Below are 26,996 nucleotides of genomic sequence, written 5' to 3' on the forward strand. Positions count from 1 at the left end.
CCTTTTTTATTTTATAATAAATTGATATTGACAGGGCTTAATTTTACTGTTAAGATTTTAGTATGATAAAGTGATAAATTAATAAAGCAAAATTGCAATGGGGGATTCTAAATGGAAGGCTTAAACAAATATATACCTGAAGGCACAAGAGATATACTTTTTAACGAATGTTATTCGAAAATTGAAATAGAAAATTTACTTAGAGATGTATACAAAAATTATGGCTATCATGAAATTATCTCTCCTACCTTAGAATTTTATGATGTTTTTAATATGAATAATCAGCCAATAAATCAAGAAAAGATGTATAAATTATTTGATAATAGAGGAAGAATACTTGTTTTAAGGGCTGATATGACAACACCTATAGCAAGGATAGCAGCTACAAAGATAAAAAAAGGCATGTTTCCAATGAAGTTATGTTACAGCCAAAATATATTTCGTGTAAATGAAATATTAAATGGAAAACTAAATGAATTTACTCAATCAGGTGTTGAAATTATTGGAGTAGAAGGCATAAGAGGAGATATAGAGGCAATATATACTGGAATAGAAGCATTAAAGAAAACAGGCCTTGAAAATTTTAAAATTGAAATTGGGGATTCAAGATTTTTTAAAGAGCTTACAGAAAACATAGAGATAGATGACTTAAAAAAAGAGACATTAAGGTTACTTATCCAAAACAAAAATATATCAGCCTTAAAAGAATTTTTAAATGATAATAAAGAGAATATAGATAAAAATATTAGTATTGTTCTAGAGAGACTTCCAGAACTTTTTGGAGGAAAGGAAGTTATAAATGAAACTATAGAGCTTTTAGACAATGCAGATAACATTACATCACTTAAAAGCATTGCGGATGTCTATGAAGTAATGGACAAATTGGGGCTCAGCAAATATATAGCTATTGATCTTGGAATGGTGCAACATCTAAATTATTATTCAGGATTAATTTTTAGAGGATATTGCATGGAGGTTGGGGATAGCATATTAAGTGGCGGAAGATATGATAAGCTGATAGAAAACTTTGGGACAGGACTCCCAGCCACAGGATTTGCCATAAATGTTGATATTGTGCTTGAGGCACTTAGAGTTCAAGATAAGATAAAAAGAGATAAATATGTAGAGAAGGTTGTATTTTGCACATCTGAAAATTTAGATAAAGGATATACCTTACTAAAAGCTATTAATTCCAGTGGAATTAAGGCGGAAATTGCACTATTTGATAATGAAAATAAGGCATTAGAGTATTGTAGCAAAATTAATTGTAGCTGTCTCATAAATATAACTGACAAAACGGAATATAAACTTATAGATAATGAGTGGTTAAAAACAGAATATAAATTTTAGAAATGGAGAGCTTGTTATTATGGAATGTATAAAACCTTTAAGAATAGCACTTACAAAAGGCAGACTTGAAAAATTTTCTATAGATATATTTGAAAAGATAGGAATAGACACTGAGGAACTTAAAAATAAAGGAAGAAGGTTAGTACTTTCAGATAAAAAAAACAATATTCAATTTGTATTAGTTAAGGCTGTAGATGTATTGACTTATGTAGAACATGGAGCAGCTGATATTGGAATAGTCGGGAAGGACACTTTAATGGAAGAGGGAATAGATTTTTATGAAGTTGTAGATTTAAAGGTTGGTAAATGCAAATTTGCATTAGCCTCCATTCCCAGTTTTAATCTAAATAAAGGTTATAACAGAAAAAAAATTGCATCAAAATATCCAAGGGTTACAAGAGAATATTTTAGAAAACTTGGTATAGATGTAGAGATAATCAAGATAGAAGGATCTGTAGAGCTTGCACCAATATTAGGACTTTCTGATGCAATAGTGGATATAGTTGAAACGGGAACTACTTTAAAGGAAAATGGACTAATTGTGTTTGATGAAATATGCGATATCAGTGCAAGGATGATTGTAAATAGAGCTAGTATGAAGATGAGAATTAATGAAATAAAAAAATTAATAAGTGATGTTCAAGAAGTAGTTAACAGGGGGTAGAAAGGTGATAGACATATTAAAAGCCAGCTCTAAAGAAGCTGAAAAATATTTTGAAAATTTAAAGAAGAGAGCAGGAAGTATTCAGCAGGATGTAGAAAAAGCTGTTTTGGAAATACTTAAAAATGTTAAGGAAAACAAAGATAAGGCCGTTTTAGATTATACAAGAAAATTTGATTGTAAGACAATAGAAAGTCTTATAGTAACAAAGGAAGAAATAAAAGGTGCATATGAAAAGGTTGATGACGAATTTATAGAAGCTTTAAAACTTGCAAAGTCAAATATCATTGAATTTCATGAGAAACAAAAAAATAAAGCTTGGATAATGACAAAGGATAATGGCGTGGTTATGGGACAATTAGTTAGAGGATTAGAACGAGTTGGAATTTATGTTCCAGGGGGAACTGCAGCTTATCCTTCATCTGTACTTATGAATGCAATACCTGCAAAGGTTGCAAAAGTGGAAAAAATAGTTATGGTTACACCTCCAGGAAAAGATGGAAATATAAATCCTGTAATACTTGTTGCAGCTGATATAGCAGGTGTTGATGAAATATACAAAGTTGGTGGAGCACAGGCCATAGCAGCACTTGCTTATGGAACGGAAACAATTAAAAAAGTAGACAAAATAGTTGGACCTGGAAATATATTTGTTGCTATAGCTAAAAAAAATGTTTATGGGTTAGTGGATATAGATATGATAGCTGGACCAAGTGAAATATTAGTTTTAGCTGATGAAACTGGAGATGCAAAATTTATAGCAGCTGATTTAATGTCTCAAGCAGAGCATGACAAACTGGCATCAGCAATTTTAGTAACAACATCCAAGGAATTAGCTACAAAAGTGCAAGATGAAATAGAAGAGCAAATTAAAAGCTTAAGTAGAAAAGAAATAATAGAAGAGTCACTTAAGAATTTTGGAATGATATTTGTAGTTGATAGTTTGGAAGAAGGTATAAAACTTGCTAATGATATTGCTCCAGAGCATTTCGAACTTATAGCAAAAGATCCATTTTTACACCTTGGAAAGATAAAAAATGCAGGTTCAATATTTTTAGGTAGCTATTCACCAGAACCATTAGGAGATTATATGGCTGGTCCTAATCATGTACTACCAACTAGTGGAAGTGCAAGATTCTTCTCGCCACTGTCTGTAGAGACATTTATTAAAAAATCAAGTTACATTTATTATAGTGAAGCAGCACTTAAGGATGTAAAAGATAAGATTATAAAAATAGCAGATGAAGAAGGCTTAACAGCTCACGCAAATTCTATAAAGGTAAGATTTTAGGGTGGTGATATAAGTGGTAAAAAGAGAAGCGGAAGTAAAGAGAGATACTTTTGAAACACAAATTGAAATAAGTTTAGACCTTGATGGTGAGGGAAATGCTGAAATACAAACTGGAGTGGGTTTTTTTGACCACATGCTTATTCTCTTTACAAAACATGGATTATTAAATTTAAAGTTAAAAGCAAGTGGAGATTTATATGTTGATTCTCATCATTTAGTTGAAGATGTGGGAATTGTTCTAGGAAAATGTATAAAGGAAGCTTTAGGAGATAAAAAAGGAATAAAGAGATATGGAACTTCATACGTTCCAATGGATGAAAGTTTAGAACTTGTTTCTATGGATATAAGTGGAAGACCATTTTTAGTATTTGAAGGAAATTTTAACACTGAAAAATTAGGAAATTTTGAAACGGAAATGGTAGAGGAATTTTTTAGGGCTGTAGCCTTCAATGCTGGAATTACCATTCATGCAAAAGCTTTGTATGGAAAAAATACACATCACATGATAGAAGGACTTTTTAAGGCGTTAGGAAGAGCGTTAAGCGAAGCAATACAAATAGATTCTAGAATTAAAGGGGTAATGTCTACCAAGGGAAGTCTTTAGGGGTGTTTTTTGATTAATTTTTTTTAGGTGAGGTGATTGTTTTGGAAAATAAAAAAATTGCTATTATAGATTATGGAATGGGTAATTTGAGAAGTGTGCAAAAAGCCTTTGAATCTTTTGGAGCAACATGTAGTATAACCTCTGATTCAAAAGAGATTTTGAGTAGTAGTGGTGTCATACTCCCTGGAGTTGGAGCTTTTCCAGACGCCATGGAAAGTATAAAAAAATTAGGCTTTGATGTTGCACTTAAAAAAGCAGTGGATAAAAAGACACCGATACTCGGAATATGTCTTGGCATGCAATTACTATTTGATAGTAGCAGTGAGATTAGAGATACAAAAGGGCTTGGCCTTATAAAAGGAAATATAAAAAAGTTTGAAGTGGATTTAAAAATACCTCATATGGGTTGGAATAATTTAAATATAATTAAAGAAAATGAACTTTTAGAAGGCGTAAAAAACAATAGTTATGTATACTTTGTACATTCTTATTATGCAAAGCTAAATGAACAAAACTTAAATGCTGATACGGTTTATGGAATAAAAGTGCCTGCAGTCGTAAGTAGCAGCAATGTGTTTGGAACTCAATTCCATCCAGAAAAAAGTGGAGAACCAGGAATTCAAATGCTTAAAAATTTCTGGAATTTATCAGTGGAGGAGAGAGATTAATGATTATATTACCTGCGATGGATATTAGGGATGGTAAATGTGTAAGATTATATCAAGGAAAATTTGATGCTTTAGAAGTGGTTGGAGAAAATCCACTAAAGGTAGCCACTTCTTTTAAGGAAGCCGGGGCGGAATACATACATATAGTAGATCTTGATGGTGCATTAAATGGTGAAGTGAAGAATTTAAATATAATCTTAAGGGTAATAAAAGAAATAGGTATTCCAGTGGAGCTTGGCGGTGGAATTAGGGACATAAAAACGGTTGATGCACTTATTGAGGCGGGATTATCTAGAGTTATATTGGGAACATCAGCTTTGAAAGATAAGAAATTTATACAGGAAGTTGTTTTTAAATATGGCGAAAAAATAGCTGTAGGAATAGATGCAAAAGATGAAAAAGTTGCAGTAAATGGATGGATAGATGTCAGTGATGTAAACTATATTGATTTTGCAAAAGAAATTGAAAAAATAGGTGTAAAAACAATTATATTTACGGATATAAGCAAGGATGGTACATTAACTGGTCCAAATCTTAAGCAATTAAAAGCTATTAGTCATAGTGTGAATTGTAACATAATAGCCTCTGGTGGAATAAAAGAGTTAGATGATTTAAAAACAATAAATAATATGGGGCTTTATGGGACTATAGTTGGTAAAGCAATTTATTCAGGAAATATTAATTTAAAAGAAGCTATAAGTGAATGCAAATAAAGAGTATATGGAGGAAAAATATGAGTAAGTATTGGAATGAATTAACTAAAAAAATAGAACCTTATGTTGCTGGAGAACAGCCAAAAGATAAAAAATATATAAAATTAAATACTAATGAAAATCCATATCCTCCTTCACCGAAGGTATTAAAGGCAATAAGTGATGCAAACAACTCTGATTTAAGATTATATCCAGATCCTGATTGTGATAAGTTGCGTGAAACAGTTGCAAATTACTACGATTTAAATAAAAATCAAGTATTTGTTGGAAATGGTTCAGATGAGGTATTAGCATTTTCCTTTTTAACTTTTTTTAGTAGTGATAAAGAAATAGTTTATCCAGATATAAGTTATAGTTTTTATCCTGTATATGCTGGGTTATATGGATTAAAAGCAAGGCTATCAGCACTTAAAGAAGATTTTTCAATAGATGTAGAAGATTTTTTAAAAGAAAATGGTGGAGTTGTAATACCAAATCCCAATGCACCAACAGGCAAATATCTAGATATAAAAGCTATAAAAAGAATTTTAGAATTTAACAATGAAAATGTAGTAATAATAGATGAGGCATATGTTGATTTTGGTGGTGAGTCCGTTGTAGGATTAATAAAAGATTATCCGAATTTATTAGTAATACAAACACTTTCAAAATCAAGAGCATTAGCTGGAATGCGTATAGGTCTTGCCCTTGGGAGAGAGGAACTTATTGATGGTTTAAATAGAATAAAAAATTCTTTTAATTCTTATACATCTGATAGAATAGCACAGGTAGCTGCAGTAGCAGCTTTTGAGGATGATGAGTACTTTAAAATTTGCTCAAATAAAATAATAAAAACAAGAGAAAAAGTAACTAAAAGACTTACTGAGATAGGGTTTAAAGTTATACCTTCAAAGGCAAATTTTATATTTGCAAGTCATAGCAAAATGCTAGCAAAAGATATTTTTATAAAACTTAGAGAAAAAGGTGTACTTGTTAGATATTTTAACAAACCTAAAATAGACAACTATCTCAGAATAAGTATAGGTTCCAAAGAAGAGATGGATACTTTTTTAGAAAAAGTTGAAGAAATAATATAATAAGGTGGTGAAAAAATGCTTACGAAGAGAATCATTCCTTGTTTAGATGTTAATATGGGAAGAGTCGTCAAAGGTATTAACTTTGTTGATTTGAAAGATGTAGGAAATCCTGTGGAAATTGCTGAATTTTACAATAAGGAAGGTGCAGATGAAATTGTATTCCTTGATATAACGGCAACTTCTGATGGTAGAAAAACAATGATAGATGTTGTTAAAAAAACAGCTGAAAAAATTTTTATACCTTTAACTGTAGGTGGGGGAATAAGAACACTTGATGATTTTAGGGATATCTTAAAGGCAGGAGCAGATAAAATATCTATTAATTCTTCAGCAGTTAAGGACCCAGAACTTGTAAAAAAAGCAGCAGAAAAGTTTGGAAGTCAATGTGTAGTTGTAGCTATAGATGGTAGAAAAAGACCTGATGGAAGCGGCTGGAATGTTGTAATTGCAGGTGGTAGAATTGATACAGGACTTGATGCAGTAGAGTGGGCGAAAAAAGTGACAGCACTTGGCTGTGGGGAAATATTACTTACTAGTATGGATGCAGATGGTACTAAAAATGGGTATGATATAGAGTTTACTTCAGCAATAACAGCTGCTGTAAATATACCAGTTATTGCATCAGGTGGTTGTGGAAATATAGAACACTTTTATGAGGTGTTTCAGAATACAAATTGTGACGCGGCACTTGCAGCTTCGTTATTTCATTATAGAGAACTTACAATTAAAGAAGTTAAGAATTATTTAAAAGACAAAGGAGTCAGTGTTAGACTGTAGGCATAAAAAAGGGGTGATATTATGGATGAAAGAATATTACTAGAAACTGTAGATTTTAGTAAAGGCTTAGTTCCGGCTATAATTATAGATGTAGAAAATAAAGACGTATTAATGCTTGCATATATGAATAATGAAGCCTTGAAAAGGACTATAGATACCAAAACAACATGGTTTTGGAGTCGTTCTAGAAATGAATATTGGAACAAAGGAGCAACTTCAGGACATTTTCAATATGTAAAAGCTATAAGTTTAGATTGTGATAATGATACTTTATTAGTTGAGGTAAAGCAACTTGGTGCAGCCTGCCATACAGGAAATAGATCTTGCTTTTTTAAGAAAGTAAATTTTTAATTGATTGGAGAAAGATTATGAAGGAAGTTATAGAAGAATTGTATGAAACTATCTTGAATAGAAAATCAAAGCCTTTAGAGGGATCTTACACAAATTATCTTTTTGAAAAGGGAGTTGATAAGATACTTAAGAAAGTAGGCGAAGAGTGCACAGAAACGATTGTAGCGGCAAAAAATGGAGATAAGGTTGAACTTGTAAATGAGGTTTGTGATTTAACATATCATCTCTTGGTGCTTTTAGCTAATGAGGATATAGAGTTAAAAGATATAGAAAATGAACTTCAGCAAAGGGAATTAAAGACCGGAAATAAAAAACCAGAAAGAAAAGAAATAGAAAATTTGTAAATTTGGTTTGTTCATAACAGTGAGAAATTGCGAAGTACGGTGAAGGGTTTTAACGATTGCTTCGCACGTTAAAAGGTGAAGTGTTTATGGATAAATCCATAAAGGCTAAGGAAATTTTTCCTCCTTAGGTCGGAAAAATAATGAATTTATATGTCTTAAAATTTAGAAATAACGTTACTATATATTTTAACCGTAGGTTTTGTTTTTAGGAGTAGCCTTTGGTGTTTATACAATAGTTTAATATGCTAATAAATACTTATTCATTGAAAACTTGCGACCTTCGGTCAAAAAGATGAATGGCTATATACTTTAGATTATAAACAGAATTCTTGGTTTCAGGTGGAATTTTTTCATCTGAGACTTAGAAATCGTTATCCAGAGACGTAGCAGCCGTTATCTCCAACTTTAAAGAAGAGTGGAGTGTTACGGATGATAGCCATCGGATAAATCTAAGTTCAAAGATTTTTCGTAGCATCGCGAAGAAAAATCATCCATAGCTTTTTCCAACGGAAAAAATATCACCTTTGACCAGCAAAGCGCCTGTCAAACCCTTCACCTCGCGTTAGCGACCCTTAACCTTTTCACCGCGAAGCATAGGTGAAAACCCTTCACCTATGCTTCGCAATCTCTTTATATTATGAAAAAAATATTCAGTGATAAATTTAGTTCTAACTATTTATCAAATTTAAACCCTTGACTTTCAAGAGTTGGCTTTACTTTTGGATAATAAACAGATTTATATATATTTGAGGTAAGAGCACTCCAGTTACCCTCTTGCTCTCTTCCAATTTCTTTTAAGTAGACTTCCATGTTGGCATCATATTTATCTATCAAATTTTTCAACTTATCTTTGTCGTAAGTTTCATTATGTTTAAAAGCTTCAAGTGGAAATCTTGGCTTTTGTCTAGAGTTATCAGATGGATAACCTATAACCAAACCTACTAATGGATAAGTATACTCCGGTAGGTTTAGTAATTTAATAACTTCTTCAGGATCACGTCTAACGCCACCAATAGGAACTATACCAAGTCCAAGAGACTCAGCTGCTATTATAGATCCTCCCATTGCAAGACCTGAATCAAAAACTCCTGCAGCAATACCTTCAAGACTTTCATGTATTACCTGCTTGTTACCCGTCTTTTCTCCAGCTAAATATGTTTTGTACATATCCATTACAAATACTAAGAATACAGGGGCATCCGCTATATAGGATTGGTTACCAGTAAGTTCTGCTAATTTTTCTTTTTTTAACCTATCTCTTACAACAACAACTGAAACTTCTTGTGAATTTATAGAACTTGGCATTGCTTGGGATGCCTCTAAAATTTCATTTAATATTTCCTCAGGAACATCTTTATCACTGTATTGTCTTATTGATCTATGATTTTTAATTGATTTTACAATAGCGTTCATATATAATCTCTCCTTATAATAATTAATGTTAATTAATAATTATTATTATACTTGGTTGTAGAAAAAAAAGCAAATCTATATTTTATATTACAATTCATAGTATAATTCCTATATTATATAAATAAAAGTTTACTTTATACGAAATATCTATTATAGGGTTTAAAACAGTAAAGAAGGTGTTTTATTTGATAAAAAATTACATGGAAGAAGTTGTTGATAAAGTTTTGATAGAAGTTTTAAATGATTATAAAGACAGTTGCCATTGTGCTATGTGTATTGATGATATAAAAGCTATGGCATTAAATAGACTTCCACCGCAGTATATATGTACTGAAAAAGGATTGTTGTATACTAAATCCAATGAACTAATGACTCAATTTAAAACAGATATAATAAAAGAAGTTATTATGGCCATAGAAATTGTAACTAAAAATCCAAGACATGAACATAGTCATAATATTATAGCATAAAAAATATTATAAAAATTTGTTGACAAAAGATATAGTTTAGAATAATATATGTATTAGAAAATATATTATTCCAATTGCTTTGATAAGAAATAGTAACATAAAAGAACTATAAGAGAGAGGTCTTTTTAGCTGAGAGAGATCTTTAGTACAATTTATGTGAATGCATCTTGGAGCACTGTTTCGAAACTTTAGTAGATTACAGCGGGTGCGCCCGTTAAAGCGTCTAGGTATGTTTGTACCGAAGTTGAGATGTCATGTTTTTATTACATGATAATTAGAGTGGAATCGCGGAAGTTACTTCTGCCTCTATAGATGGGGGAGAAGTTTTTATTTTGCAAATTTTTTTAATATTAATCATAGTATTTATATATGAAAAGTAAGAAAGGGGAATATATATGAATTCTGTAGAGTATTTTAATAATATAGCGGACAAATGGAATGTAATTAGAAGCGATTATTTTGAAGAAAAATTAAAATATAAAGTCTTATCAAAGGTAGATATAAAAAATAAAGTGGTTGCAGATTTAGGTTGTGGATCTGGATTTATATCTTTAGCACTTGCATCAGATGCTGCCTTAGTTTTTTCAGTAGATAATTCTATAAATATGTTAAAGGTACTAAAAAAGTCTGCACAGGAAAAAGTTTTGAATAATGTGTATCCATTTAAATCATCTTTGACTGATATATCATTATTTGACGAATCATTGGACGCAGTATTTATCAATATGGCACTTCATCATATTAAAGATGCAAAAAAAGCCATTTCAGAGATGTATAGAATGTTAAAAAAAGGTGGAACTGTAGTTATATCAGATGTTAAAAAGCATAATGGGGAATGGGCTAGAGAAGAAATGTTTGATGAATGGTTAGGATTTTCAAATGAAGAAATTAATGGCTGGCTTAAAGAGACAAATTTTAAAAATACAAATATAGAAAATACAGACTTATTTTGCAAAGGCTATTCAAGTAAAGGTGAATATACTAAAACCGGAATTTTTATAGCTTCAGCGATTAAATAATAGTACAGGAGGATAAAAAATATGAAAATAGAATCTTTAGTAATTCATGGTGGAGTAGATGGTGATGAGAGGACAGGTGCGGTAAACGTGCCTATCTTCCAGACATCAACATATAAGCAACCTTCTTTTGGTGAAAATTCAGGATATGAATACTCAAGAACAGGGAATCCTACAAGGGAAGCACTTGAAAAGTTGATTTCAGATTTGGAAAATGGATATGCAGGATTTGCTTTTGCATCTGGTATGGCAGCAATAACAGCAGTACTCTCTCTATTCAAAGCAGGAGATAAAATAATAATTTCAAATAATATATATGGTGGAACATTTAGAGTATTAGATAAAGTATTTAAAAATTTTAATATTGGGTATATAATTGCTGATACGACAAACTTAAAAGAGGTTAAGGATAAAATAGATGAAACTGTAAAAGCAATTTATATAGAAACTCCAACAAATCCATTGATGGATGTAACAGATATTAAGGGAATAGCCGATATTGCTAATGAAAAGGAAATCTTAACTATAGTAGACAACACTTTCATGACACCGTATTTACAGACACCTATTAAATTTGGGGCAGATATTGTTATTCATAGTGCAACAAAATATTTAGGTGGACATAGTGATGTTGTTTCAGGGCTAGTTGTAGTAAATACAAGTGAGTTAGCTGAAAAACTACATTTTATTCAAAATTCTACTGGAGGGGTATTGGCACCTTTTGATTCTTTTCTGCTTATAAGAGGAATCAAGACATTAGCAGTAAGAATGGATAGACACAATGCCAATGGAAAAATTATTGCAGAATATTTAAAAGAAAGAGATGAAGTAGAAAAAGTTTATTATCCTGGATTTAGTGATCATCCTGGTTATGAGATTCAAACTAAACAAGCAAAAGGATACGGGAGTATAATATCATTTGTACTTAAAGAAGATTATGACTACAAGAAATTTTTGTCAAATCTTGAGCTTGTAACATTTGGTGAAAGTCTAGGAGGGGTAGAATCCTTAATATGCCATCCAGCTAGCATGACTCATGCAGCCATACCAGCAGAAATAAGGAAAAAGGTTGGAATTGTGGATAGTTTAGTTAGATTATCAGTTGGAATCGAAAACTCGGAGGACTTAATTAAAGACTTAGATGCTGCGTTTAAAAAAAGTAAATAGTTTAAAGAGGGTATGAATTATGAAATATTTAGAAAATATTAGAGAACTTATTGGAAATACACCAATAATAAAAATAAATAATATAGAAATTGCAAATGGTAATAATATCTTTGCAAAACTTGAAATAAACAATCCTGGTGGGAGTATCAAGGACAGGATTGGAGTGTACATGATAGAGGATGCAGAGGAAAAAGGATTATTAAAACCAGGATATACAATTATTGAAGCTACTGCAGGAAATACTGGGATTGGTATAGCATTAGCGGCAGTGAATAAGGGATATAATGTTACTTTTGTTGTACCTGAAAAATTTTCTTTAGAAAAACAAGCTATTATGAGGGCACTTGGAGCAAAGATTGTAAATACTTCAAGAGAACAGGGTATACTTGGAGCAATTGCCAAGGCAGAAGAATTGTTAAAGACAACTAATAATTCTATAAGTCTAAAACAGTTTGAAAATCAACAAAATCCATTTGCACATTATGCAACTACTGGTCCAGAAATATATAAAGATTTAGATGGTCAAATAGATTATTTTGTTACTGGGGCAGGAAGTGGAGGCACATATACAGGAATTGTGAGATATCTAAAAGAAAAAAATCCGAATATTAAAGGCATACTTGCGGATCCAGAAGGTTCAACTATTGGTGGTGGTATCGAGGGCTGTTATGAAATAGAGGGAATAGGTAACAATTTTATACCTAAGACTATGGATAATAAGCTTGTAGATGAAGTTATAAAAATAAAAGATAAAGATGCTTTTGATATGGTAAAACAAATTGCATTAAAAGAAGGAATTTTAGTTGGAAGTTCGTCAGGTGCAGCACTTGTGGCTGCATTAAAAATAGCAGAAAAAGTTAAGAATGCTAATATCGTAACGTTATTTCCAGATAGAGGAGATAGATATATAAGTAAAGGAATTTACTAATTTACAGCTCACAGTTTGTATGCTTCATAATAGTGATAAATTGCGAAGCAAAGACTAAAGAATTTTAAAGCTAGATAAAAAGATTAAAGAAAGCCTTCGGCTAGATTAAAGGTTTGACGATGCCAAGGCCGTCAAAGGAGAGAGATGTTACTTACGCAACAGGTAAAGGAAAATTTTCCTTCTACGTCAGAAAAATAGTAAACTTAATTTATACATCTTAGTATTTAAAGATAACTCAAATATGTATTTTAACCGCAGGTTGTGCTTTTAGGCGTAGCCTGTGGTGTTAGCATTATGGTTAATATTGTAATAAATACTTATGTATTGAATACCACGACCTTCGGTCGAAAAATGAATGGCAATATACTTTAGCTTATATATTTAAGCTAAAAGATTTTTAGCAGCATAGCGTAGAAAAATCATCCTAAACCTTTTGATGCAAGCAAATTCTCTCACCGTTAATTCTTTAATCTTGCCACTCTGGAAATCTTTCACCTTTTTACTCACGCAGTAGAGGAAAATTTTTAACCAGTTGTTTCGTAATTTCTTCATATTATTATTAAACATCATTTATTAAAAGCAATTATGTTATAATATTATAAAAAAAGTATACTTTGAAGCAGGATAGTCTAAATGACTGTCATGAACTAACATAGTAATACAAGAGGTGTAAAGATGAAAATATTATTAGTAAATGATGATGGTATTCATGCTGATGGACTGCACGTTTTAGCAAAAGAAATAGAAAAAGACAATGAGGTGATTATCGTAGCGCCAGATGATCAAAGAAGTGCATGCGGGCACTCAATAACCCTTGGCATGCCATTAACATTAAAAGAAGTTAAAATTAATGGAGTGAGATCAAAAGCATATAGTGTTAGTGGGACACCAGCAGATTGTGTTAGAATTGGTGTCCTTAAATTATGCAATGGTGAGGGAATAGATCTAATAATATCGGGAATAAATAGGGGAGTAAATCTAGGAAGAGACATTCTATATTCAGGAACGGTTTCTGCGGCAATTGAAGCTGGAATTAATAAAATACCGTCAATTGCAGTGTCAGCACATATAAATGTTGAAAAGATAAATTATGAAGTAGCAGCAAAGTATGCCAAAGAAATTCTCAAATGCTCAATGGAAAATTATATTGGAAGTAATGTAGTCCTAAATTTAAATGTGCCGTCAATTGAGGAAGACCAAATAAAAGGCATTAAGGTATGTAAAAGCGGTGGAAGACTTTATGAAGATCGATATGATGAGCTAGACAGAAGTAATGATGAAATAAGGTATATTGCCAATGGAGTAATGAATCAAACTTATGATGAGGATACGGATGTGTATTACTTGAAGAATGGATATGTTACATTAACTCCATTGCAATATGATTTGACGGACTATAAACTAATAGAAAAACTAGAAAAAATTATAGATTAATGGAATATTTAATGCATAATTGCAAATGATATAAATATGGTAAAAAGATTTGTATTATACGGTTTTCTTGGAATTTGTGCAGAAATATTTTGGACTGGAATGGGATCATTAATTAATGGAGACATTAGATTAAGAGGGTTCACATATATATGGATGTTTCCTATATATGGAATGATCGTTTTCCTAGAACCAATACAGCATAAGATTAAAAATTGGCCGCTTGTTTTAAGAGGGGGTGTGTATACAATTTTAATTTTTTTTATGGAATACACGAGTGGGTTGTTTTTAAGATTTCTGCTGGGTGTTTGCCCCTGGAATTATACAGGGCCTCTAGCTATTAATGGACTCATAAGGCTGGATTTTATACCAATATGGTTTTGTTTTGGTATAATAATTGAGAAGATTCACTATACTATAGATAAAATTAGTGTTTTATTGAGAACACAGTAATAAAGTTAGAATTTCATTCGGATAAAATTTACCTCCACAAATTCTCCACAATTGTAATCTATAATAAAGTTATAAATTACATTGTTAAAGGAGGAGTAGTTATGATGCGTGGATATGGAGGTTATGGGTTTCGAAGTTGTATTGGTGGAGGTTTTTTTCCATTTACAATGATATTTAATTTAGTTATACTAATTATTCTTGTGGTAGTTGGAGTTAAATTATATAAGAAATATATAAGTGGTACAGATAATTCAATTGCAATTAAAATATTAAATGAGAAATATGCTAGTGGAGATATAACAGAAGAAGAATACTCTAGGAGAAGAGAAATTCTTTTAAATAAAAAGAAAAAGTAAATCTATAGATAGGTATGTTTCAAATAACTTGATTATTTTGATACATACCTATTGTTTATATGTTGAATATGGCAAATAATATTGTTAATAGAGTGTTTGGAGTGAAGCGTATGGAATTAAGAATGACAATACTTATAGTAGATGATGAGGAAAAAATTTTAGAGGTGGTAAAGGCTTACCTTGAAGAGGATGGGTATAATGTTATTACGGCTTCAGATGGAGAAGCTGCTTTGAATATATTTAAAAATGAAACAGTTCACCTTATAATTCTTGATTTAATGCTTCCTAAAATCTCAGGCATACAAGTGTGTAGTAATATAAGAAGTAGGTCAGAAGTACCTATACTAATGTTAACTGCACGATGGGAAGAGGAGGATAAAATAGAAGGAATATCTATAGGAGCAGATGATTACTTGACAAAACCATTCAGCGTTAGGGAACTTGTTGTAAGGGTTAGAGCATTAATTAGAAGAGCATACAGAAATAAGGAACCACTTGCAGATGTTCTTGTTTTTAATTCTGGAGACTTAATAATTGATATAAAAAAGTTTTTAATTAAAAAAAACGGCTATATAGTAAATATGACAAACAATGAGTTTAAAGTTTTAAAGGCATTGCTTACAAATCCTGGACAAGTATTTTCAAGGGAAAAACTTGTTGAGAAAGCTTTTGGATTTGATTATGATGGAGTTGACAGAACTATGGATACGTATATTAAAAATATAAGGCAAAAAATAGAAGACAATCCTAAGGAACCTAAATATATTGTTACAATATACGGTATGGGATATAAGTTTATGGAGTAAGGTGGTAAAGGTTATGAAAATGTCTCTTACTAAAAAATTGGCTTTTGGATTTATATTAACAGTAATGGTTTCTATAGCTATAGTAGCAATTATATCTAATATTATGATAAATTTTAGGTTTAATGAATACCTTATAAGTCAGCAAAAAAACAAGATAAATAATGTCTGTAAAATGGCTGAGGATTTGTATAATAAGGACAATGGATTTTCAGGCACAAATACAGATGAAATAAAAAGATATGCATCCGTGGAAGATTTTTTGATAGAAATTAAAGATGCAAATGGAAATATAATCTTTAATAATAATAAGGTAGATAACAACATGGATTATATGATGAAGTCTATGATGGAACGCAAAATGGGAAATTACGTTGAAATAAAAAACAATTTAATGAAAGATAATAAAAAGATTGGCAGTATAGTTATAGGTTATTTTGACAAGTCATATATAAATAGTGATGCGTTAAATTTTAAAATAACATTAAATCAATCATTTATGTTTTCCAGTCTTATAGCTTTATTTATTGGGTTTTTGGTAAGCTTTATTTTCTCAAAGCAGATATCGAAGCCATTAATTGTTATTAATAATGTTGCAAATAAAATAAGAAGTGGAGATCTTAATGCAAGATGTAAAATAAAAAGTAGTACTAATGAAATCATAGAACTATCTGAATCTATGAATTACCTTGGAGATACATTAAAAAAGCAAGAGATGCTTAGAAAAAGGTCAACGGCTGATATAGCACATGAACTAAGGACACCACTTTCGACTTTAAAAACTCATATAGAGGCTATGCTTGATGGAATTTGGGCTCCAACTAAAGAAAGGTTAGAAAGTTTTTATGAGGAGATAGAAAGGTTAATAAAACTTGTTAATAATCTTAGAAGCCTTTCAAAGTTAGAAGAAGTAAATTTGAATTTAAGCAGGAGCAAGTTTAATGTGAAAGATTTAGTAATGAGTATAATAAAAAATATGGAATCAATTTATAACAAAAAAAATTATAAATTAATAATGGGAAATACAATTGATTTAGAAGTATTTTGGGATAGAGATAAAATAATTCAAATAATGGACAATTTGCTTTCAAATGCTTATAAGTATTTGGAATCAAATGGTGTTGTGAAAATTGATATGAAGAGGGAAAAAAATAATATTATTATTGAAGTTGAGGACAATGGAATAGGAATTCCTGAAAAAGATTTGCCTTATATTTTTGAAAGGTTTTATAGGAGCGATAAATCAAGAAGTAGGAATACTGGTGGCTCTGGAATAGGCCTTGCAATAACAAAGGCCTTAGTTGAAGCTCATGATGGAAAAATTGAGGTTTATAGTGAGGAAGGAAAAGGAACTAAGTTTGTTATAAAAATGCCTTTTATGGAGTATAGCAGTATCCTTTAAAACATATCTTGTAAAAAAACAACGAGTTCAGTTCGGCTATTAACCTGTAATTTCTCTAAAATTTTAGATACATAATTTTTTATAGTTCCTTCTGTAACAAATAGGGCTTCACTTATAGCTTTATTACTTTTCCCGGACATTAAATGTTTTGCTACTTCAAGCTCACGAGGAGTTAGTGTTTTAAGTAATCTATCTTTTTCCTCATTTTGGTTAGTTTTTTGGCTATTTATGCCGTTTAAGGCTTTAACAACTTTTTCAGTAACTTTAGGATTTAAAAGTATGCTTCCACCTAAGGCAGTTTTTATAGAATTTATTATTTCCTTAGAGCCGGAATCCTTAAGAATATAGCCATCTGCACCTTGCTTTAGACCTTCAAAAATATATTCATCTTCGTTAAAGGTTGTTAATATAATAATCTTTATATGTGGATAATTTTCTTTAACAAATTTTGTAGTAGCTATTCCATCCATAACGGGCATTCTTACATCTGTCAATATTACATCTGGTGATAGTTTTTTTAGTAGCTCAATTAATTCCTTGCCATTTGAAGCTTCACCTATGCAATTTATTTCTTCATTTAAACTTAAAATCATTTTTAAGCCTTCACGAACAATTTCTTGATCGTCTACAATAATTAAATTAATCATTTATTTCCCCCCATTTTAAAGGTAGATTTTGTGGAATTTTTCCTTCGATTGTAAAGCCGCGGTTTGCTTCAGATTCAAAAGTTATTTCGCCTTTTAGTGAGTGAATTCTTTCCTCCATACCAGTAATTCCATTAGAACGGACTATTTCCTTACAGCTTGAACCATTATTCTCTATCTTAAAAATTATATTATTTTCTAATTTATAAATATGTATATTAAAGAAAGTAGCATTTCCATGCTTTATGCCATTAGTAACTGCTTCTCTTATGGTTTTAAAAATGCAAACTTTAATTTCATTAGCAGCTCTTTCAACTTCTTCATCAAAATCTAAAGTGAACTTGTATTTAGTTGTATTTCTAAAATTAATAAAAATATTTTCAATATCATCTCTAAGAGTAGTAATGGAAGTAGTATTTTTCTTAAGTACACTAACTGCTTTTCTCAAAGTTGTTAAGCAATCTTTAGAAAGGTTATAGCAATTTTCAATAGTTGTTTTAGCTTTTTCAGGTTTAATAGCAACAATATTTTCGGCATACTCTAAATTCATGCTTAAAGCAACTAGAGAATGGCCAATAGAATCATGAAGTTCCTCTGCTATTCTAGTTCTCTCTTTTTCAATAGTAAGCTCCTCTATTTTATTTGAATACTCTCCTAATGTTAAGTTAGTTTTATTAAGCTCCTTATTAAGTTTTTCAGCCTTGATTTTTTCTGTAACTATATTTTTTATTAAGAAACAAATTAAAAGTGTAAGTCCGTAATTAGATGCTATGTTCTCAACAGTATAGAGTAAATTAGTTGAATAAAATATTCCAGCTGACATAGCAAAACTAATAAAATTAATAACTAATAAGCTTTTTAAAAATTTCTTGTTCAATAGAACTAATTCTATAGTCAAAAGAGAGCAGTATACAGTTGTGCTAATGGATTTAGTTTTGTAAGAAAAGTAACATATTATTAAGTTACTTAATATAAAAGAAAGATATTTTATTGTTTCATTTACAGTTCTTCTAAAATAATCGCTTATAGCTAAAAATACAACTAAGGCTACATTAATTATTTGTATAGGGCTATGTAGAGTAGCTTTAAAAATGGATATAAGTGCTATTGCTTGTATAATTTTTAAAGTTATAATTCTATCTTTTGAAGATGAAAGAAAATTCATAATTTATCCCTTCTGTAAACAAGTTTTCTTTATTATACCATTAAATTTTCATTTGAAGTATAGTACTTTAGTCACATATGAATTAGTGACTAAAGTAGCATAGCAAATGAGTACTTTAGTGAATATTAAAAAAAATTTATTGAAAGTAAAATATTAGTATAGTAAGAAATGATAAGGGGGAATTGTAAATGCTTGAATTAATAAATTTAACAAAAAAATATAAGAATTTTATAGCAGTAGATAACATTTCTTTTAAAGTTGAAGATGGAGAAATATTTGGACTTTTAGGACCTAATGGTGCAGGAAAGTCTACAACAGTGTCAATGATTAGTACGGTGAAAGCGCCTACAAGTGGAGAAATAAGGGTTGATAATAAGTCCCTAAAAGAAAAATCAATGGAAATAAAAAAGATTATGGGAATAGTACCTCAGGATATAGCTTTATATGAAGCTTTAAGTGCAAAAGATAATTTAGAGTTTTTTGGGTCACTTTATGGTTTGAAAGGAAAGATACTAAAAGATAGAGTTTCTGAAGTGCTAGAAATTATAGAACTTAAAGACAAAAAAGACCAGGCTGTTTCCGAATTTTCAGGGGGAATGAAAAGAAGAGTTAATATTGGCATAGCATTAATAAACAATCCAAAACTTTTAATTTTGGATGAACCTACTGTAGGAATAGATCCACAATCTAGAAATCATATACTGGAAACCGTAAAAAGATTAAATGAAGAGAGAGGTATGACAGTAATATATACAAGTCATTATATGGAGGAAGTTGAGTATCTTTGTAAAAGAGTTGCAATTGTAGATAATGGAAAACTTATAGCGTTAGGGACTAAAGAAGAACTAAAGGAAAAATTAAAAGTTAAAGATACGTTAACTGTAAGTTATAGCAAAGCTGCAAAAGATGATTTAGAAAAAGTTAAAAATATTATGGGAACTGAAAAAGTGAGGATAGATAAAGATGAAATAACACTATTAGTAGATTCAAAGCAAAGGAACATTATAGATGTTGTAGATGATATAAAAAATCTAGGAATAAAATTAACAAGTTTTAAGTATGACGAAGTAAACTTAGAAAGTATGTTCCTCCAGATTACAGGAAAATCTTTAAGAGAATAACAAGGGGGTAAGTAAAATGAATAAGCTAATACATTTATTTTTATTAGATACAAAGCTGTTATTAAAATCAAAAGTATTTTATTTTAAGTTGGTTTTATTTCCAATAGTAATGATATTAATACTTGGTTCGGTTTTTAGTAGTAGCAGTAAAACCATATTAAATTCATTTGATGTAGCATATTACAGTGATGATTCTCCTGTTATAGCGGGAAAAGAAAGTTTAAATCTTTCAGAGACTCTAAAATATTCAGTATTTAAAAGCAAGGATGTAAAAGAAATTATAAATTTAAAGGAAGTCAATAGTTATGAAGAAGGTAAAAAACTGGTTAGTGATGGAAAAGCCGTAGCTTTAGTTTATGTTCCCAAAAACTTTACTAAGAACTATTTAAATGGTAATAAAATAAACATTAGTGTTTTAGGTGATAACAATAAATCAGATTATGTTTCAATAGTTAAAACAATTATAAACAGTTTTAATAAAAACATTTCTACAATAAGAGTTGAGCAAAAAGAAATTATAGATGAACTTGCTTTAAACAAAAAAGACGTAACGGAAGATAAAGTAAATAAGCTTATAAATGATATACAAACCACAGGTAACAGTTCACATGAAATTTTAAAAGTCTCCACCAGTAGTAATGCAAAACCTATAGGAATTATGGAATATGAGTCAATTGCAATGGTAGTAATGTTCTCTATTTTAACAGCTTTTGAACTTGCGCACAGCATAGTTAATGATAAGTTAAATAATACTATGGCTAGAATAAAGTCAATGCCAACAACAAACTTACAATATGTGCTTGGTAAAGTTCTTGGAGTGGTTTTTGCCATAACAGTGCAAATGACAACGGTAATTGTAATAAGCAGAATGGCATTTAGAATAAAATTTGGTAACATATTTGAAATGTTATTAGTAACTATTGTCTATAGTTTCACTATAGGAATGATTGTATTTTGTGCGGGAGCTTTAGCAAAAGATCAGATGTCAATTTCAAGTTTTGCCACACCAATTTTGTGGGGATTCAGTTTTCTTGGTGGAAGTCTTGTTAGCAAAGATAGCTTTCCAGATAGTCTTGCTGTTATCCAAAAATTAATTCCAAATGGCAAAGCAATAAACTGCTATTTAAAAGTATGTCAAGGAAAAGGAATTTCAGATATTTATGTAGATCTTATAGAGCTTGTTGCAATAGCATTAGTGTTTTTAATAATAGCCTTATTAATGTTAAATGAAGGTAAATTCAAAAATGTTAAAAAGAAAGATACTCTTGCATTAAAAAATAATGCAATTTAAAAATTATAAGGGAGAGGGAAAAATGCAAATATTAACTATGATAAAAAACCAATTAAAACTCCTTTTAAGTAATAGAATAGCAATTTTAGCTATAATTTTAGCACCGTTATTAGTTACCTATCTGTTTTCATTTTCAAACAATGGCAGTAATAAAACAAATGTCTACTTAGTAGATAAGGACAATAGTAAAGCTTCAAAACAATTAATATCTATGATAAAAAATCATAAAGGTTTGAATGTAATTATAGATTCGGAAGAGGAAGTAAAAAGTAAGGTTGATAACAATGATATTCCTGTGGCAACAGTAATTGAGAGAGGGTTTGAAAACAATTTGAGATATGGTAAAGCCTTAGATATTAAAATGATGGAAAATTATGACAATACAGATGCAGAAAATATATCTGAAACAATTTTATCTGAAGGAAATACTCTTGAAAAAATCACTGGGGATTCAAAAAATATTTCAGAGGTGCTAAAGCTTGATAATGAAAATGTTTCAAAGCAACTTATTAATAAAACAAGTATGGATAATAGCATAACACTTTTGTATAAAACTATAAACGCAGGTCAAAAGGAAGAAGATAAAAATACTGTAACTTTAATTGGATTTATAGTAATGTTCTTATGGTTTGTAATAATACAAGGCTTTAGAACTTTAATAGAAGAAAAAGAAAATGGAACATTTATTAGGATTATAGGGGCACCAATGAATTACACAAAATATTTAATTAGTAAAATTATAGTTGCTTTAATATTAGGAATAGCAGTGACAATAGTAGTATTGATAGCAGCAAAATTTATTTTAAATGTTAGCATAGTTAACAATATATTTGCAGTAATGTTTATATTTACAATATATTTATTTGCACTAATTGGAATAGTAATGATATTTGCTAATTTTGTAAAAAAACATCAAACCTTCACTATATTTGGAGCAGTAATAATGGCATTAACAGGAATGCTTGGTGGATGCTTTTTCTCTATAGATGAATTGGCACCTAAAACAATTCAAATTATATCAAAATTTATGCCAGAAAGTTGGGCGATAAAAGCATTAAAAAATATAATGTTTAACAATTTATCTTTATATTCTCAATTGTCAAATATATTTGTACTGTTTTTAATTGGGGTTTTAGGGTTAGTAATATCAACAATATTAACAAATATTAACATGAAAACTGAAAAAAATATTTAGAAAAAGGAGAGATAAAAATGAATTCAAGATTGTTAATTGGGATTATAGAGGTAATTTTAGGTGTGATTTTAAATGTATTTATAGGAAAAATAGCAAGATTTATATTTAAAAAAGATGGTACTGGACCAAGAGCACCTCTAAGATTCGCTGGAATATGGCTATTTTTTAATGGTATATCAATTGTAACTGGTATGCATATATTATAACATATATAAAAAATTATGGTTGTTATCAATAAAATGTTATGGTAAAGTATAAGTAATATTATATAGATTTTACGGTTGAGCAAGCAGAATATGCTTGTATTCAAGAGATTTATATGTCTTCTGGGGTGGGGAGTCCGTTTTTCGGGCTGTCCATTTTTGTTTTTTGAATAATTATATAAGGGAGGAGTATTCATGGAGAAAACTTTGTTAGACATAGCATTAATACTTATTTTTACTAAAGTAGGTGGAATCATAAGTAAAAAATTTAAAATGCCAGAAGTGTTAGGTGCATTATTAGCCGGTGTTATACTTGGCCCAGTTGCACTTAATATTGTACAATATGATGATAACATTAAACTGTTAGCTAATCTTGGTGTAATTATGTTAATGTTTTTAGCAGGACTTGAGACAAATATCGAGGAATTCAAAAAAGCTGGTTTTACATCTTTTATAATTGCATTAGTAGGTGTTATAGTTCCACTTATATTGGGTATATTAAGTGCATACATGTTTTTTAATAACACATGGGAAAACATATTTGTAGGAGTGATATTGACAGCAACTAGTGTTAGTATTACTGTTGAAACCTTAACTGAACTTGGAAAACTCAACACAAGATCTGGAATAAATATATTAGGGGCAGCAGTAATAGATGATGTATTGGGACTTGTACTAATATCAGTAGTCCTTGCTATGGCACAAACAGCTGGAAGTAATACAGGATCTTTTGATATAATAGGATTGTTATTTGTTTTATGTAAGATACTTATATTCTGTATAAGTTCTATAGCAGCAATGGCATATTTACCTGGGGTATTAAATAAATTCACTAAATTTATAAAACCAGGAAGAGAATTGTTAACATTTTCTATAGCAGCTGCATTTGTAATAGCATTTATAGCTGAAGAAATTGGGATTGCATCAATTACTGGTGCCTATATATGTGGACTTATATTGTCAGCTACAACACACAAGGTGTATATAGAAAGAAATATTAAGGCTATTTCATCTGGATTTTTATCACTTATATTTTTTGCAAGCGTTGGAATAGAAGCAAATCTTAAAGGGCTCAATGCAGAAGTATTGCTTATTACATTAGTTATGTTTATAGTGGCGGTAATAGGTAAGATAGTTGGGTGTGGAGTTGCTGCAAGATTTTTAAAAATGAGTAGGAGTGAAGCCTTGCAAATTGGAGTTGGTATGGTTTCAAGGGGAGAAGTTGCTATAATTACAGCTAATATAGGACTTCAAAAACATATTATTTCTGAGGAAATATTTTTACCTACTTTAATTGTGGTTATTCTTACAACAGTAATAACCCCAGTGCTACTTAAGATCGTATTTTCTCATAAAAATGAAAAATTAGTTGATGCTTAAAGAAAAATATGCTAGAATGTAAATGAAAATAAAAATCAATAAGAAATGACTCTCATCATTTGGTGAGAGTTTAAATGAAAATTTATATCACCCCGCAGGGGGGAGGTGAAAGTGGAATAATGAATAAGGAAAAAGCAGATGCAGTTAAAGCTTTAAAAACATCAAAAGGTCAAATTGAGGGAATAATTAAAATGTTAGAAGATGGTAGATATTGTATCGATGTATCAAATCAAATTGTAGCAGCACAATCCCTTTTAAAGAAAGCAAATATGCTGATTTTAAAGCAACATATAAATCATTGTGTGAAGGATGCTTTTTTAAATGATAGTGGTGATGAGAAGGTGGATGAGATAATAGAATTACTAGGAAGATTAATGGGTAAATAAAGGAAATCAAAGAGGTATTTGATACTAATGAGGTGAGAGGAACATGGCCAGTAAAACATTAAAAATAGAAGGAATGACATGTGCAGCTTGTGCAAAGGCAGTGGAAAGAGCATCTAAAAAACTTGATGGAGTAGATGAAGCAAATGTGAATTTTGCTACAGAAAAATTAAGTATAAGTTTTGAACAATCTAAGGTTAAAGTGTCTGATATAAAAAGAGCTATAGAGAAAGCTGGATACAAGGCAATTGAAGATGAAGTAAATATAGATGTTGATAGGCAGAGAAAAGAAAAAGAGATAAATGATGTATGGAGAAGATTTTTAATATCTGTAGTCTTTGCAGTACCTCTTTTAATTATTTCAATGGGACCAATGTTATTAGCAAAACTTAATATTATGCTTCCTATGACAATTAGCCCTATGGATCATCCCTATGCATATGCAATTTTAGAATTATTATTAACACTTCCAATTGTAGTAATTGGAAGACGATATTTTATAGTTGGATACAGAGCATTAATAAAATTAAGTCCTAATATGGATTCATTAGTAGCTATTGGAACATCTGCGGCATTTTTGTACAGTGTTTATGGTGTTATAGTTAGATTTATGGGGAATAACACAATTGAATTGTATTTTGAATCAGCAGGAGTTATTTTAACGCTTATAACTCTTGGAAAATATATGGAGGCAGTTTCTAAAGGCAAAACCTCGGAAGCCATAAAAAAACTTATGGGACTTACGCCTAAAACAGCTATAATATTTGTTGATAATAAGGAGAAGGAAGTTCAAATAGATGAAGTTGAAACTGGAGACATTGTAATTGTTAAACCAGGAGAAAGGATGCCTGTAGATGGTGAAGTAATAGATGGACACACATCAGTAGATGAATCAATGCTTACAGGAGAAAGTATTCCTGTAGAAAAGAATAGTGGGGATAAAATAATAGGTTCAAGTATAAACAAAAATGGCTATATAAAATATAGAGCTACTAAAGTTGGAAGTGACACAGCGTTATCTCAAATTATAAAACTTGTAGAGGATGCTCAAGGTTCTAAGGCACCTATAGCAAAATTGGCAGATGTTATATCTGGATATTTTGTTCCAACTGTAATTATACTTGCACTTATAGGAGCTCTTGCTTGGCTTATATCTGGAAAGAGCGGAGTATTTTCACTTACTATATTTATATCTGTACTTGTGATAGCTTGTCCTTGTGCACTAGGACTTGCAACACCAACAGCTATTATGGTTGGCACAGGGAAGGGAGCAGAATACGGAGTACTTATAAAAAGTGGTACAGCGTTAGAAGTAGCTCATAAAATTCAGACAGTGGTTTTTGATAAAACAGGTACAATAACAGAAGGAAAACCTAAAGTTACAGATATAATAACGTTAAAAGATTTATCAGAAGATGATTTGCTTAAAATAGCAGCTTCTGCAGAAAAGGGCTCAGAGCATCCACTTGGAGATGCAATTGTAAAAAGAGCAGAAGAAAAGAAAATTGAATTTTTTAGGGTAGAAGAATTCAAGGCATTACCTGGAAATGGTATACAGGTTAAAATTGAGAATAGAAATGTATTACTTGGTAACAAAAAGCTAATGGATACAAGTAATATTTATATGGAGAATTTAGAAGAGGTTTCAAATAGATTATCAGGTGAAGGCAAAACGCCTATGTATATAGCAGTTGAAGATAAGTTAATTGGGATAATAGCTGTAGCAGATACTGTGAAACAAAATAGTGCAAAAGCTATTAAAAAGCTACACAATATGGGAATTGAAGTAGCTATGATTACAGGTGACAATAAAAGAACAGCAGAGGCAATAGCAAAACAGGTAGGTATAGATAGAATTTTAGCAGAAGTATTACCTGAAGATAAGGCAGATGAAGTAAATAAACTTCAAGCAGAAGGCAGCAAGGTAGCCATGGTTGGAGATGGAATTAATGATGCACCAGCACTAGCAAAAGCTGATATAGGTATAGCAATAGGCTCAGGAACAGATGTTGCTATAGAATCTGCAGATATAGTTCTTATGAGAAGTGATTTAATGGATGTTGCAACGGCTATTGATTTAAGTAAAAAAACTATTAGAAATATAAAACAAAACTTGTTTTGGGCATTTGGATACAACATATTAGGGATACCTGTAGCAATGGGTGGACTTTATCTATTAGGTGGTCCTCTTTTAAATCCTATGATAGCAGCACTAGCAATGAGTTTTAGCTCAGTGTCGGTACTTACAAATGCACTTAGATTAAAAAGTTATAAAGCGTAAAGTTAAGAAAATTTATATATGAATTTTCTAATTTAATAAATATATGTATTATGAGAGGA

At 30.5% G+C, this 26,996-nt stretch carries 29 protein-coding genes and 2 other annotated features; of the genes, 26 read left to right on the forward strand and 3 right to left on the reverse strand.

What is annotated here, in order from left to right; genetic code table 11:
- Positions 1 to 111 precede the first annotated feature (111 nt).
- The 10 genes from B8978_RS12480 to hisE are packed head-to-tail and all read left to right on the forward strand — an operon-like array spanning position 112 to position 7,835.
- Positions 112 to 1,350, forward strand: a complete 1,239-nt coding sequence (locus B8978_RS12480; protein WP_084116375.1) for an ATP phosphoribosyltransferase regulatory subunit — start codon at positions 112 to 114, stop codon at positions 1,348 to 1,350.
- A gap of 19 nt (positions 1,351 to 1,369) precedes the next feature.
- Positions 1,370 to 2,014, forward strand: a complete 645-nt coding sequence (gene hisG, locus B8978_RS12485; protein WP_084116376.1) for an ATP phosphoribosyltransferase — start codon at positions 1,370 to 1,372, stop codon at positions 2,012 to 2,014.
- Positions 2,015 to 2,018: 4 nt separating this feature from the next.
- On the forward strand, positions 2,019 to 3,302 hold the full coding sequence (gene hisD / locus B8978_RS12490) for a histidinol dehydrogenase (protein ID WP_084116377.1): 1,284 nt from the start codon (positions 2,019 to 2,021) through the stop codon (positions 3,300 to 3,302).
- 13 nt (positions 3,303 to 3,315) lie between these two features.
- Entirely contained in the window at positions 3,316 to 3,906 is a 591-nt protein-coding gene (gene hisB, locus B8978_RS12495; protein WP_084116378.1) for an imidazoleglycerol-phosphate dehydratase HisB, read from the forward strand.
- A 41-nt stretch (positions 3,907 to 3,947) separates the two neighbouring features.
- Positions 3,948 to 4,574: an imidazole glycerol phosphate synthase subunit HisH gene (gene hisH / locus B8978_RS12500; protein WP_084116379.1), complete on the forward strand. Its 627-nt coding sequence runs from the start codon at positions 3,948 to 3,950 to the stop codon at positions 4,572 to 4,574.
- Positions 4,574 to 5,287 (forward strand): 1-(5-phosphoribosyl)-5-[(5-phosphoribosylamino)methylideneamino]imidazole-4-carboxamide isomerase, encoded by a 714-nt coding sequence (hisA, locus tag B8978_RS12505; protein ID WP_084116380.1) that lies wholly within the window; start codon positions 4,574 to 4,576, stop codon positions 5,285 to 5,287. Before hisH ends, hisA begins: the two co-directional genes overlap by 1 nt.
- Before the next feature lie 20 nt (positions 5,288 to 5,307).
- Positions 5,308 to 6,363 carry a histidinol-phosphate transaminase gene (hisC, locus tag B8978_RS12510; protein WP_084116381.1) on the forward strand — a complete coding sequence of 352 codons (1,056 nt, stop codon included), beginning with the start codon at positions 5,308 to 5,310 and terminating at the stop codon, positions 6,361 to 6,363.
- Positions 6,364 to 6,378: 15 nt separating this feature from the next.
- A complete protein-coding gene (hisF, locus tag B8978_RS12515) occupies positions 6,379 to 7,140 on the forward strand; it encodes an imidazole glycerol phosphate synthase subunit HisF (RefSeq protein ID WP_084116382.1) in 762 nt (253 codons plus the stop codon).
- Between the two features lie 21 nt (positions 7,141 to 7,161).
- A complete protein-coding gene (gene hisI / locus B8978_RS12520; RefSeq protein WP_084116383.1) occupies positions 7,162 to 7,491 on the forward strand; it encodes a phosphoribosyl-AMP cyclohydrolase in 330 nt (109 codons plus the stop codon).
- A 17-nt stretch (positions 7,492 to 7,508) separates the two neighbouring features.
- Positions 7,509 to 7,835 carry a phosphoribosyl-ATP diphosphatase gene (hisE, locus tag B8978_RS12525; RefSeq protein WP_084116384.1) on the forward strand — a complete coding sequence of 109 codons (327 nt, stop codon included), beginning with the start codon at positions 7,509 to 7,511 and terminating at the stop codon, positions 7,833 to 7,835.
- 672 nt (positions 7,836 to 8,507) lie between these two features.
- Here the strand turns inward: hisE and B8978_RS12530 are convergent.
- Complete coding sequence (locus B8978_RS12530; RefSeq protein WP_084116385.1) at positions 8,508 to 9,248, reverse strand: NADPH-dependent oxidoreductase; 741 nt, start codon at positions 9,246 to 9,248, stop codon at positions 8,508 to 8,510.
- Between the two features lie 185 nt (positions 9,249 to 9,433).
- On the opposite strand from B8978_RS12530, the gene B8978_RS12535 reads away from it, so the two are divergent.
- The 9 genes from B8978_RS12535 to B8978_RS12575 all read left to right on the forward strand — a co-directional run bounded on the left by B8978_RS12535 (position 9,434) and on the right by B8978_RS12575 (position 17,274).
- On the forward strand, positions 9,434 to 9,718 hold the full coding sequence (locus B8978_RS12535; RefSeq protein ID WP_084116386.1) for a late competence development ComFB family protein: 285 nt from the start codon (positions 9,434 to 9,436) through the stop codon (positions 9,716 to 9,718).
- 70 nt (positions 9,719 to 9,788) lie between these two features.
- Positions 9,789 to 10,029, forward strand: a binding site (T-box leader).
- An 84-nt stretch (positions 10,030 to 10,113) separates the two neighbouring features.
- Complete coding sequence (locus B8978_RS12540) at positions 10,114 to 10,737, forward strand: class I SAM-dependent methyltransferase (RefSeq protein ID WP_084116387.1); 624 nt, start codon at positions 10,114 to 10,116, stop codon at positions 10,735 to 10,737.
- A 21-nt stretch (positions 10,738 to 10,758) separates the two neighbouring features.
- On the forward strand, positions 10,759 to 11,901 hold the full coding sequence (locus B8978_RS12545; protein ID WP_084116388.1) for a trans-sulfuration enzyme family protein: 1,143 nt from the start codon (positions 10,759 to 10,761) through the stop codon (positions 11,899 to 11,901).
- Between the two features lie 19 nt (positions 11,902 to 11,920).
- Positions 11,921 to 12,829: a PLP-dependent cysteine synthase family protein gene (locus B8978_RS12550; RefSeq protein ID WP_084116389.1), complete on the forward strand. Its 909-nt coding sequence runs from the start codon at positions 11,921 to 11,923 to the stop codon at positions 12,827 to 12,829.
- A gap of 675 nt (positions 12,830 to 13,504) precedes the next feature.
- Positions 13,505 to 14,263 carry a 5'/3'-nucleotidase SurE gene (gene surE / locus B8978_RS12555; RefSeq protein WP_084116390.1) on the forward strand — a complete coding sequence of 253 codons (759 nt, stop codon included), beginning with the start codon at positions 13,505 to 13,507 and terminating at the stop codon, positions 14,261 to 14,263.
- 36 nt (positions 14,264 to 14,299) lie between these two features.
- The gene (locus tag B8978_RS12560) at positions 14,300 to 14,713 is read left to right on the forward strand and encodes a putative ABC transporter permease (protein WP_084116391.1); all 414 of its coding nucleotides are present in this window, start codon (positions 14,300 to 14,302) and stop codon (positions 14,711 to 14,713) included.
- A 101-nt stretch (positions 14,714 to 14,814) separates the two neighbouring features.
- A complete protein-coding gene (locus B8978_RS12565; RefSeq protein ID WP_242950554.1) occupies positions 14,815 to 15,069 on the forward strand; it encodes an SHOCT domain-containing protein in 255 nt (84 codons plus the stop codon).
- Positions 15,070 to 15,179: 110 nt separating this feature from the next.
- Positions 15,180 to 15,875 carry a response regulator transcription factor gene (locus B8978_RS12570; protein ID WP_084116392.1) on the forward strand — a complete coding sequence of 232 codons (696 nt, stop codon included), beginning with the start codon at positions 15,180 to 15,182 and terminating at the stop codon, positions 15,873 to 15,875.
- Positions 15,876 to 15,888: 13 nt separating this feature from the next.
- On the forward strand, positions 15,889 to 17,274 hold the full coding sequence (locus tag B8978_RS12575) for a sensor histidine kinase (protein WP_084116393.1): 1,386 nt from the start codon (positions 15,889 to 15,891) through the stop codon (positions 17,272 to 17,274).
- On the opposite strand, the gene B8978_RS12580 is transcribed toward B8978_RS12575, so the two are convergent.
- Both B8978_RS12580 and B8978_RS12585 read right to left on the reverse strand, forming a co-directional pair.
- Complete coding sequence (locus B8978_RS12580; RefSeq protein WP_084116394.1) at positions 17,271 to 17,921, reverse strand: response regulator transcription factor; 651 nt, start codon at positions 17,919 to 17,921, stop codon at positions 17,271 to 17,273. The two genes, B8978_RS12575 and B8978_RS12580, sit on opposite strands and share 4 nt — an antisense overlap.
- Positions 17,914 to 19,083 (reverse strand): sensor histidine kinase, encoded by a 1,170-nt coding sequence (locus tag B8978_RS12585; RefSeq protein ID WP_084116395.1) that lies wholly within the window; start codon positions 19,081 to 19,083, stop codon positions 17,914 to 17,916. Before B8978_RS12585 ends, B8978_RS12580 begins: the two co-directional genes overlap by 8 nt.
- Positions 19,084 to 19,271: 188 nt before the next feature.
- On the opposite strand from B8978_RS12585, the gene B8978_RS12590 reads away from it, so the two are divergent.
- The 7 genes from B8978_RS12590 (at position 19,272) to B8978_RS12620 (ending at position 26,937) form a co-directional block, all read left to right on the forward strand.
- Positions 19,272 to 20,204, forward strand: coding sequence for an ABC transporter ATP-binding protein (locus B8978_RS12590; protein ID WP_084116396.1), 933 nt, complete (start codon positions 19,272 to 19,274; stop codon positions 20,202 to 20,204).
- 16 nt (positions 20,205 to 20,220) lie between these two features.
- A complete protein-coding gene (locus B8978_RS12595; RefSeq protein WP_084116397.1) occupies positions 20,221 to 21,495 on the forward strand; it encodes an ABC transporter permease in 1,275 nt (424 codons plus the stop codon).
- A 22-nt stretch (positions 21,496 to 21,517) separates the two neighbouring features.
- Positions 21,518 to 22,690, forward strand: a complete 1,173-nt coding sequence (locus B8978_RS12600) for an ABC transporter permease (protein ID WP_084116398.1) — start codon at positions 21,518 to 21,520, stop codon at positions 22,688 to 22,690.
- 17 nt (positions 22,691 to 22,707) lie between these two features.
- Positions 22,708 to 22,896, forward strand: a complete 189-nt coding sequence (locus tag B8978_RS12605) for a hypothetical protein (protein ID WP_084116399.1) — start codon at positions 22,708 to 22,710, stop codon at positions 22,894 to 22,896.
- A gap of 73 nt (positions 22,897 to 22,969) precedes the next feature.
- Positions 22,970 to 23,031 (forward strand) — a sequence feature (sodium ion sensor (DUF1646 type); this cis-regulatory element may regulate processes involved in with the transportation of sodium ions).
- A gap of 57 nt (positions 23,032 to 23,088) precedes the next feature.
- Positions 23,089 to 24,273, forward strand: coding sequence for a cation:proton antiporter (locus B8978_RS12610; protein ID WP_084116400.1), 1,185 nt, complete (start codon positions 23,089 to 23,091; stop codon positions 24,271 to 24,273).
- A 119-nt stretch (positions 24,274 to 24,392) separates the two neighbouring features.
- Positions 24,393 to 24,659 carry a metal-sensing transcriptional repressor gene (locus B8978_RS12615; protein ID WP_084116438.1) on the forward strand — a complete coding sequence of 89 codons (267 nt, stop codon included), beginning with the start codon at positions 24,393 to 24,395 and terminating at the stop codon, positions 24,657 to 24,659.
- 43 nt (positions 24,660 to 24,702) lie between these two features.
- Positions 24,703 to 26,937 carry a heavy metal translocating P-type ATPase gene (locus B8978_RS12620; protein WP_084116401.1) on the forward strand — a complete coding sequence of 745 codons (2,235 nt, stop codon included), beginning with the start codon at positions 24,703 to 24,705 and terminating at the stop codon, positions 26,935 to 26,937.
- Positions 26,938 to 26,996: the final 59 nt, after the last annotated feature.

The sequence above is a fragment of the Clostridium acidisoli DSM 12555 genome, from assembly GCF_900176305.1.
Taxonomy (GTDB): Bacteria; Bacillota; Clostridia; order Clostridiales; family Clostridiaceae; genus Clostridium_I; species Clostridium_I acidisoli.

Coding starts and splice junctions, on each gene's coding strand:
- B8978_RS12480 (WP_084116375.1), top strand. CDS start 112: ATGGAAGGCTTAAACAAATATATACCTGAAGGCACAAGAGATATACTT.
- hisG (WP_084116376.1), top strand. CDS start 1,370: ATGGAATGTATAAAACCTTTAAGAATAGCACTTACAAAAGGCAGACTT.
- hisA (WP_084116380.1), top strand. CDS start 4,574: ATGATTATATTACCTGCGATGGATATTAGGGATGGTAAATGTGTAAGA.
- hisC (WP_084116381.1), top strand. CDS start 5,308: ATGAGTAAGTATTGGAATGAATTAACTAAAAAAATAGAACCTTATGTT.
- hisF (WP_084116382.1), top strand. CDS start 6,379: ATGCTTACGAAGAGAATCATTCCTTGTTTAGATGTTAATATGGGAAGA.
- hisI (WP_084116383.1), top strand. CDS start 7,162: ATGGATGAAAGAATATTACTAGAAACTGTAGATTTTAGTAAAGGCTTA.
- hisE (WP_084116384.1), top strand. CDS start 7,509: ATGAAGGAAGTTATAGAAGAATTGTATGAAACTATCTTGAATAGAAAA.
- B8978_RS12530 (WP_084116385.1), bottom strand. CDS start 9,248: ATGAACGCTATTGTAAAATCAATTAAAAATCATAGATCAATAAGACAA.
- B8978_RS12540 (WP_084116387.1), top strand. CDS start 10,114: ATGAATTCTGTAGAGTATTTTAATAATATAGCGGACAAATGGAATGTA.
- B8978_RS12545 (WP_084116388.1), top strand. CDS start 10,759: ATGAAAATAGAATCTTTAGTAATTCATGGTGGAGTAGATGGTGATGAG.
- B8978_RS12550 (WP_084116389.1), top strand. CDS start 11,921: ATGAAATATTTAGAAAATATTAGAGAACTTATTGGAAATACACCAATA.
- surE (WP_084116390.1), top strand. CDS start 13,505: ATGAAAATATTATTAGTAAATGATGATGGTATTCATGCTGATGGACTG.
- B8978_RS12560 (WP_084116391.1), top strand. CDS start 14,300: ATGGTAAAAAGATTTGTATTATACGGTTTTCTTGGAATTTGTGCAGAA.
- B8978_RS12565 (WP_242950554.1), top strand. CDS start 14,815: ATGATGCGTGGATATGGAGGTTATGGGTTTCGAAGTTGTATTGGTGGA.
- B8978_RS12570 (WP_084116392.1), top strand. CDS start 15,180: ATGGAATTAAGAATGACAATACTTATAGTAGATGATGAGGAAAAAATT.
- B8978_RS12575 (WP_084116393.1), top strand. CDS start 15,889: ATGAAAATGTCTCTTACTAAAAAATTGGCTTTTGGATTTATATTAACA.
- B8978_RS12580 (WP_084116394.1), bottom strand. CDS start 17,921: ATGATTAATTTAATTATTGTAGACGATCAAGAAATTGTTCGTGAAGGC.
- B8978_RS12585 (WP_084116395.1), bottom strand. CDS start 19,083: ATGAATTTTCTTTCATCTTCAAAAGATAGAATTATAACTTTAAAAATT.
- B8978_RS12590 (WP_084116396.1), top strand. CDS start 19,272: ATGCTTGAATTAATAAATTTAACAAAAAAATATAAGAATTTTATAGCA.
- B8978_RS12595 (WP_084116397.1), top strand. CDS start 20,221: ATGAATAAGCTAATACATTTATTTTTATTAGATACAAAGCTGTTATTA.
- B8978_RS12600 (WP_084116398.1), top strand. CDS start 21,518: ATGCAAATATTAACTATGATAAAAAACCAATTAAAACTCCTTTTAAGT.
- B8978_RS12605 (WP_084116399.1), top strand. CDS start 22,708: ATGAATTCAAGATTGTTAATTGGGATTATAGAGGTAATTTTAGGTGTG.
- B8978_RS12610 (WP_084116400.1), top strand. CDS start 23,089: ATGGAGAAAACTTTGTTAGACATAGCATTAATACTTATTTTTACTAAA.
- B8978_RS12615 (WP_084116438.1), top strand. CDS start 24,393: ATGAATAAGGAAAAAGCAGATGCAGTTAAAGCTTTAAAAACATCAAAA.
- B8978_RS12620 (WP_084116401.1), top strand. CDS start 24,703: ATGGCCAGTAAAACATTAAAAATAGAAGGAATGACATGTGCAGCTTGT.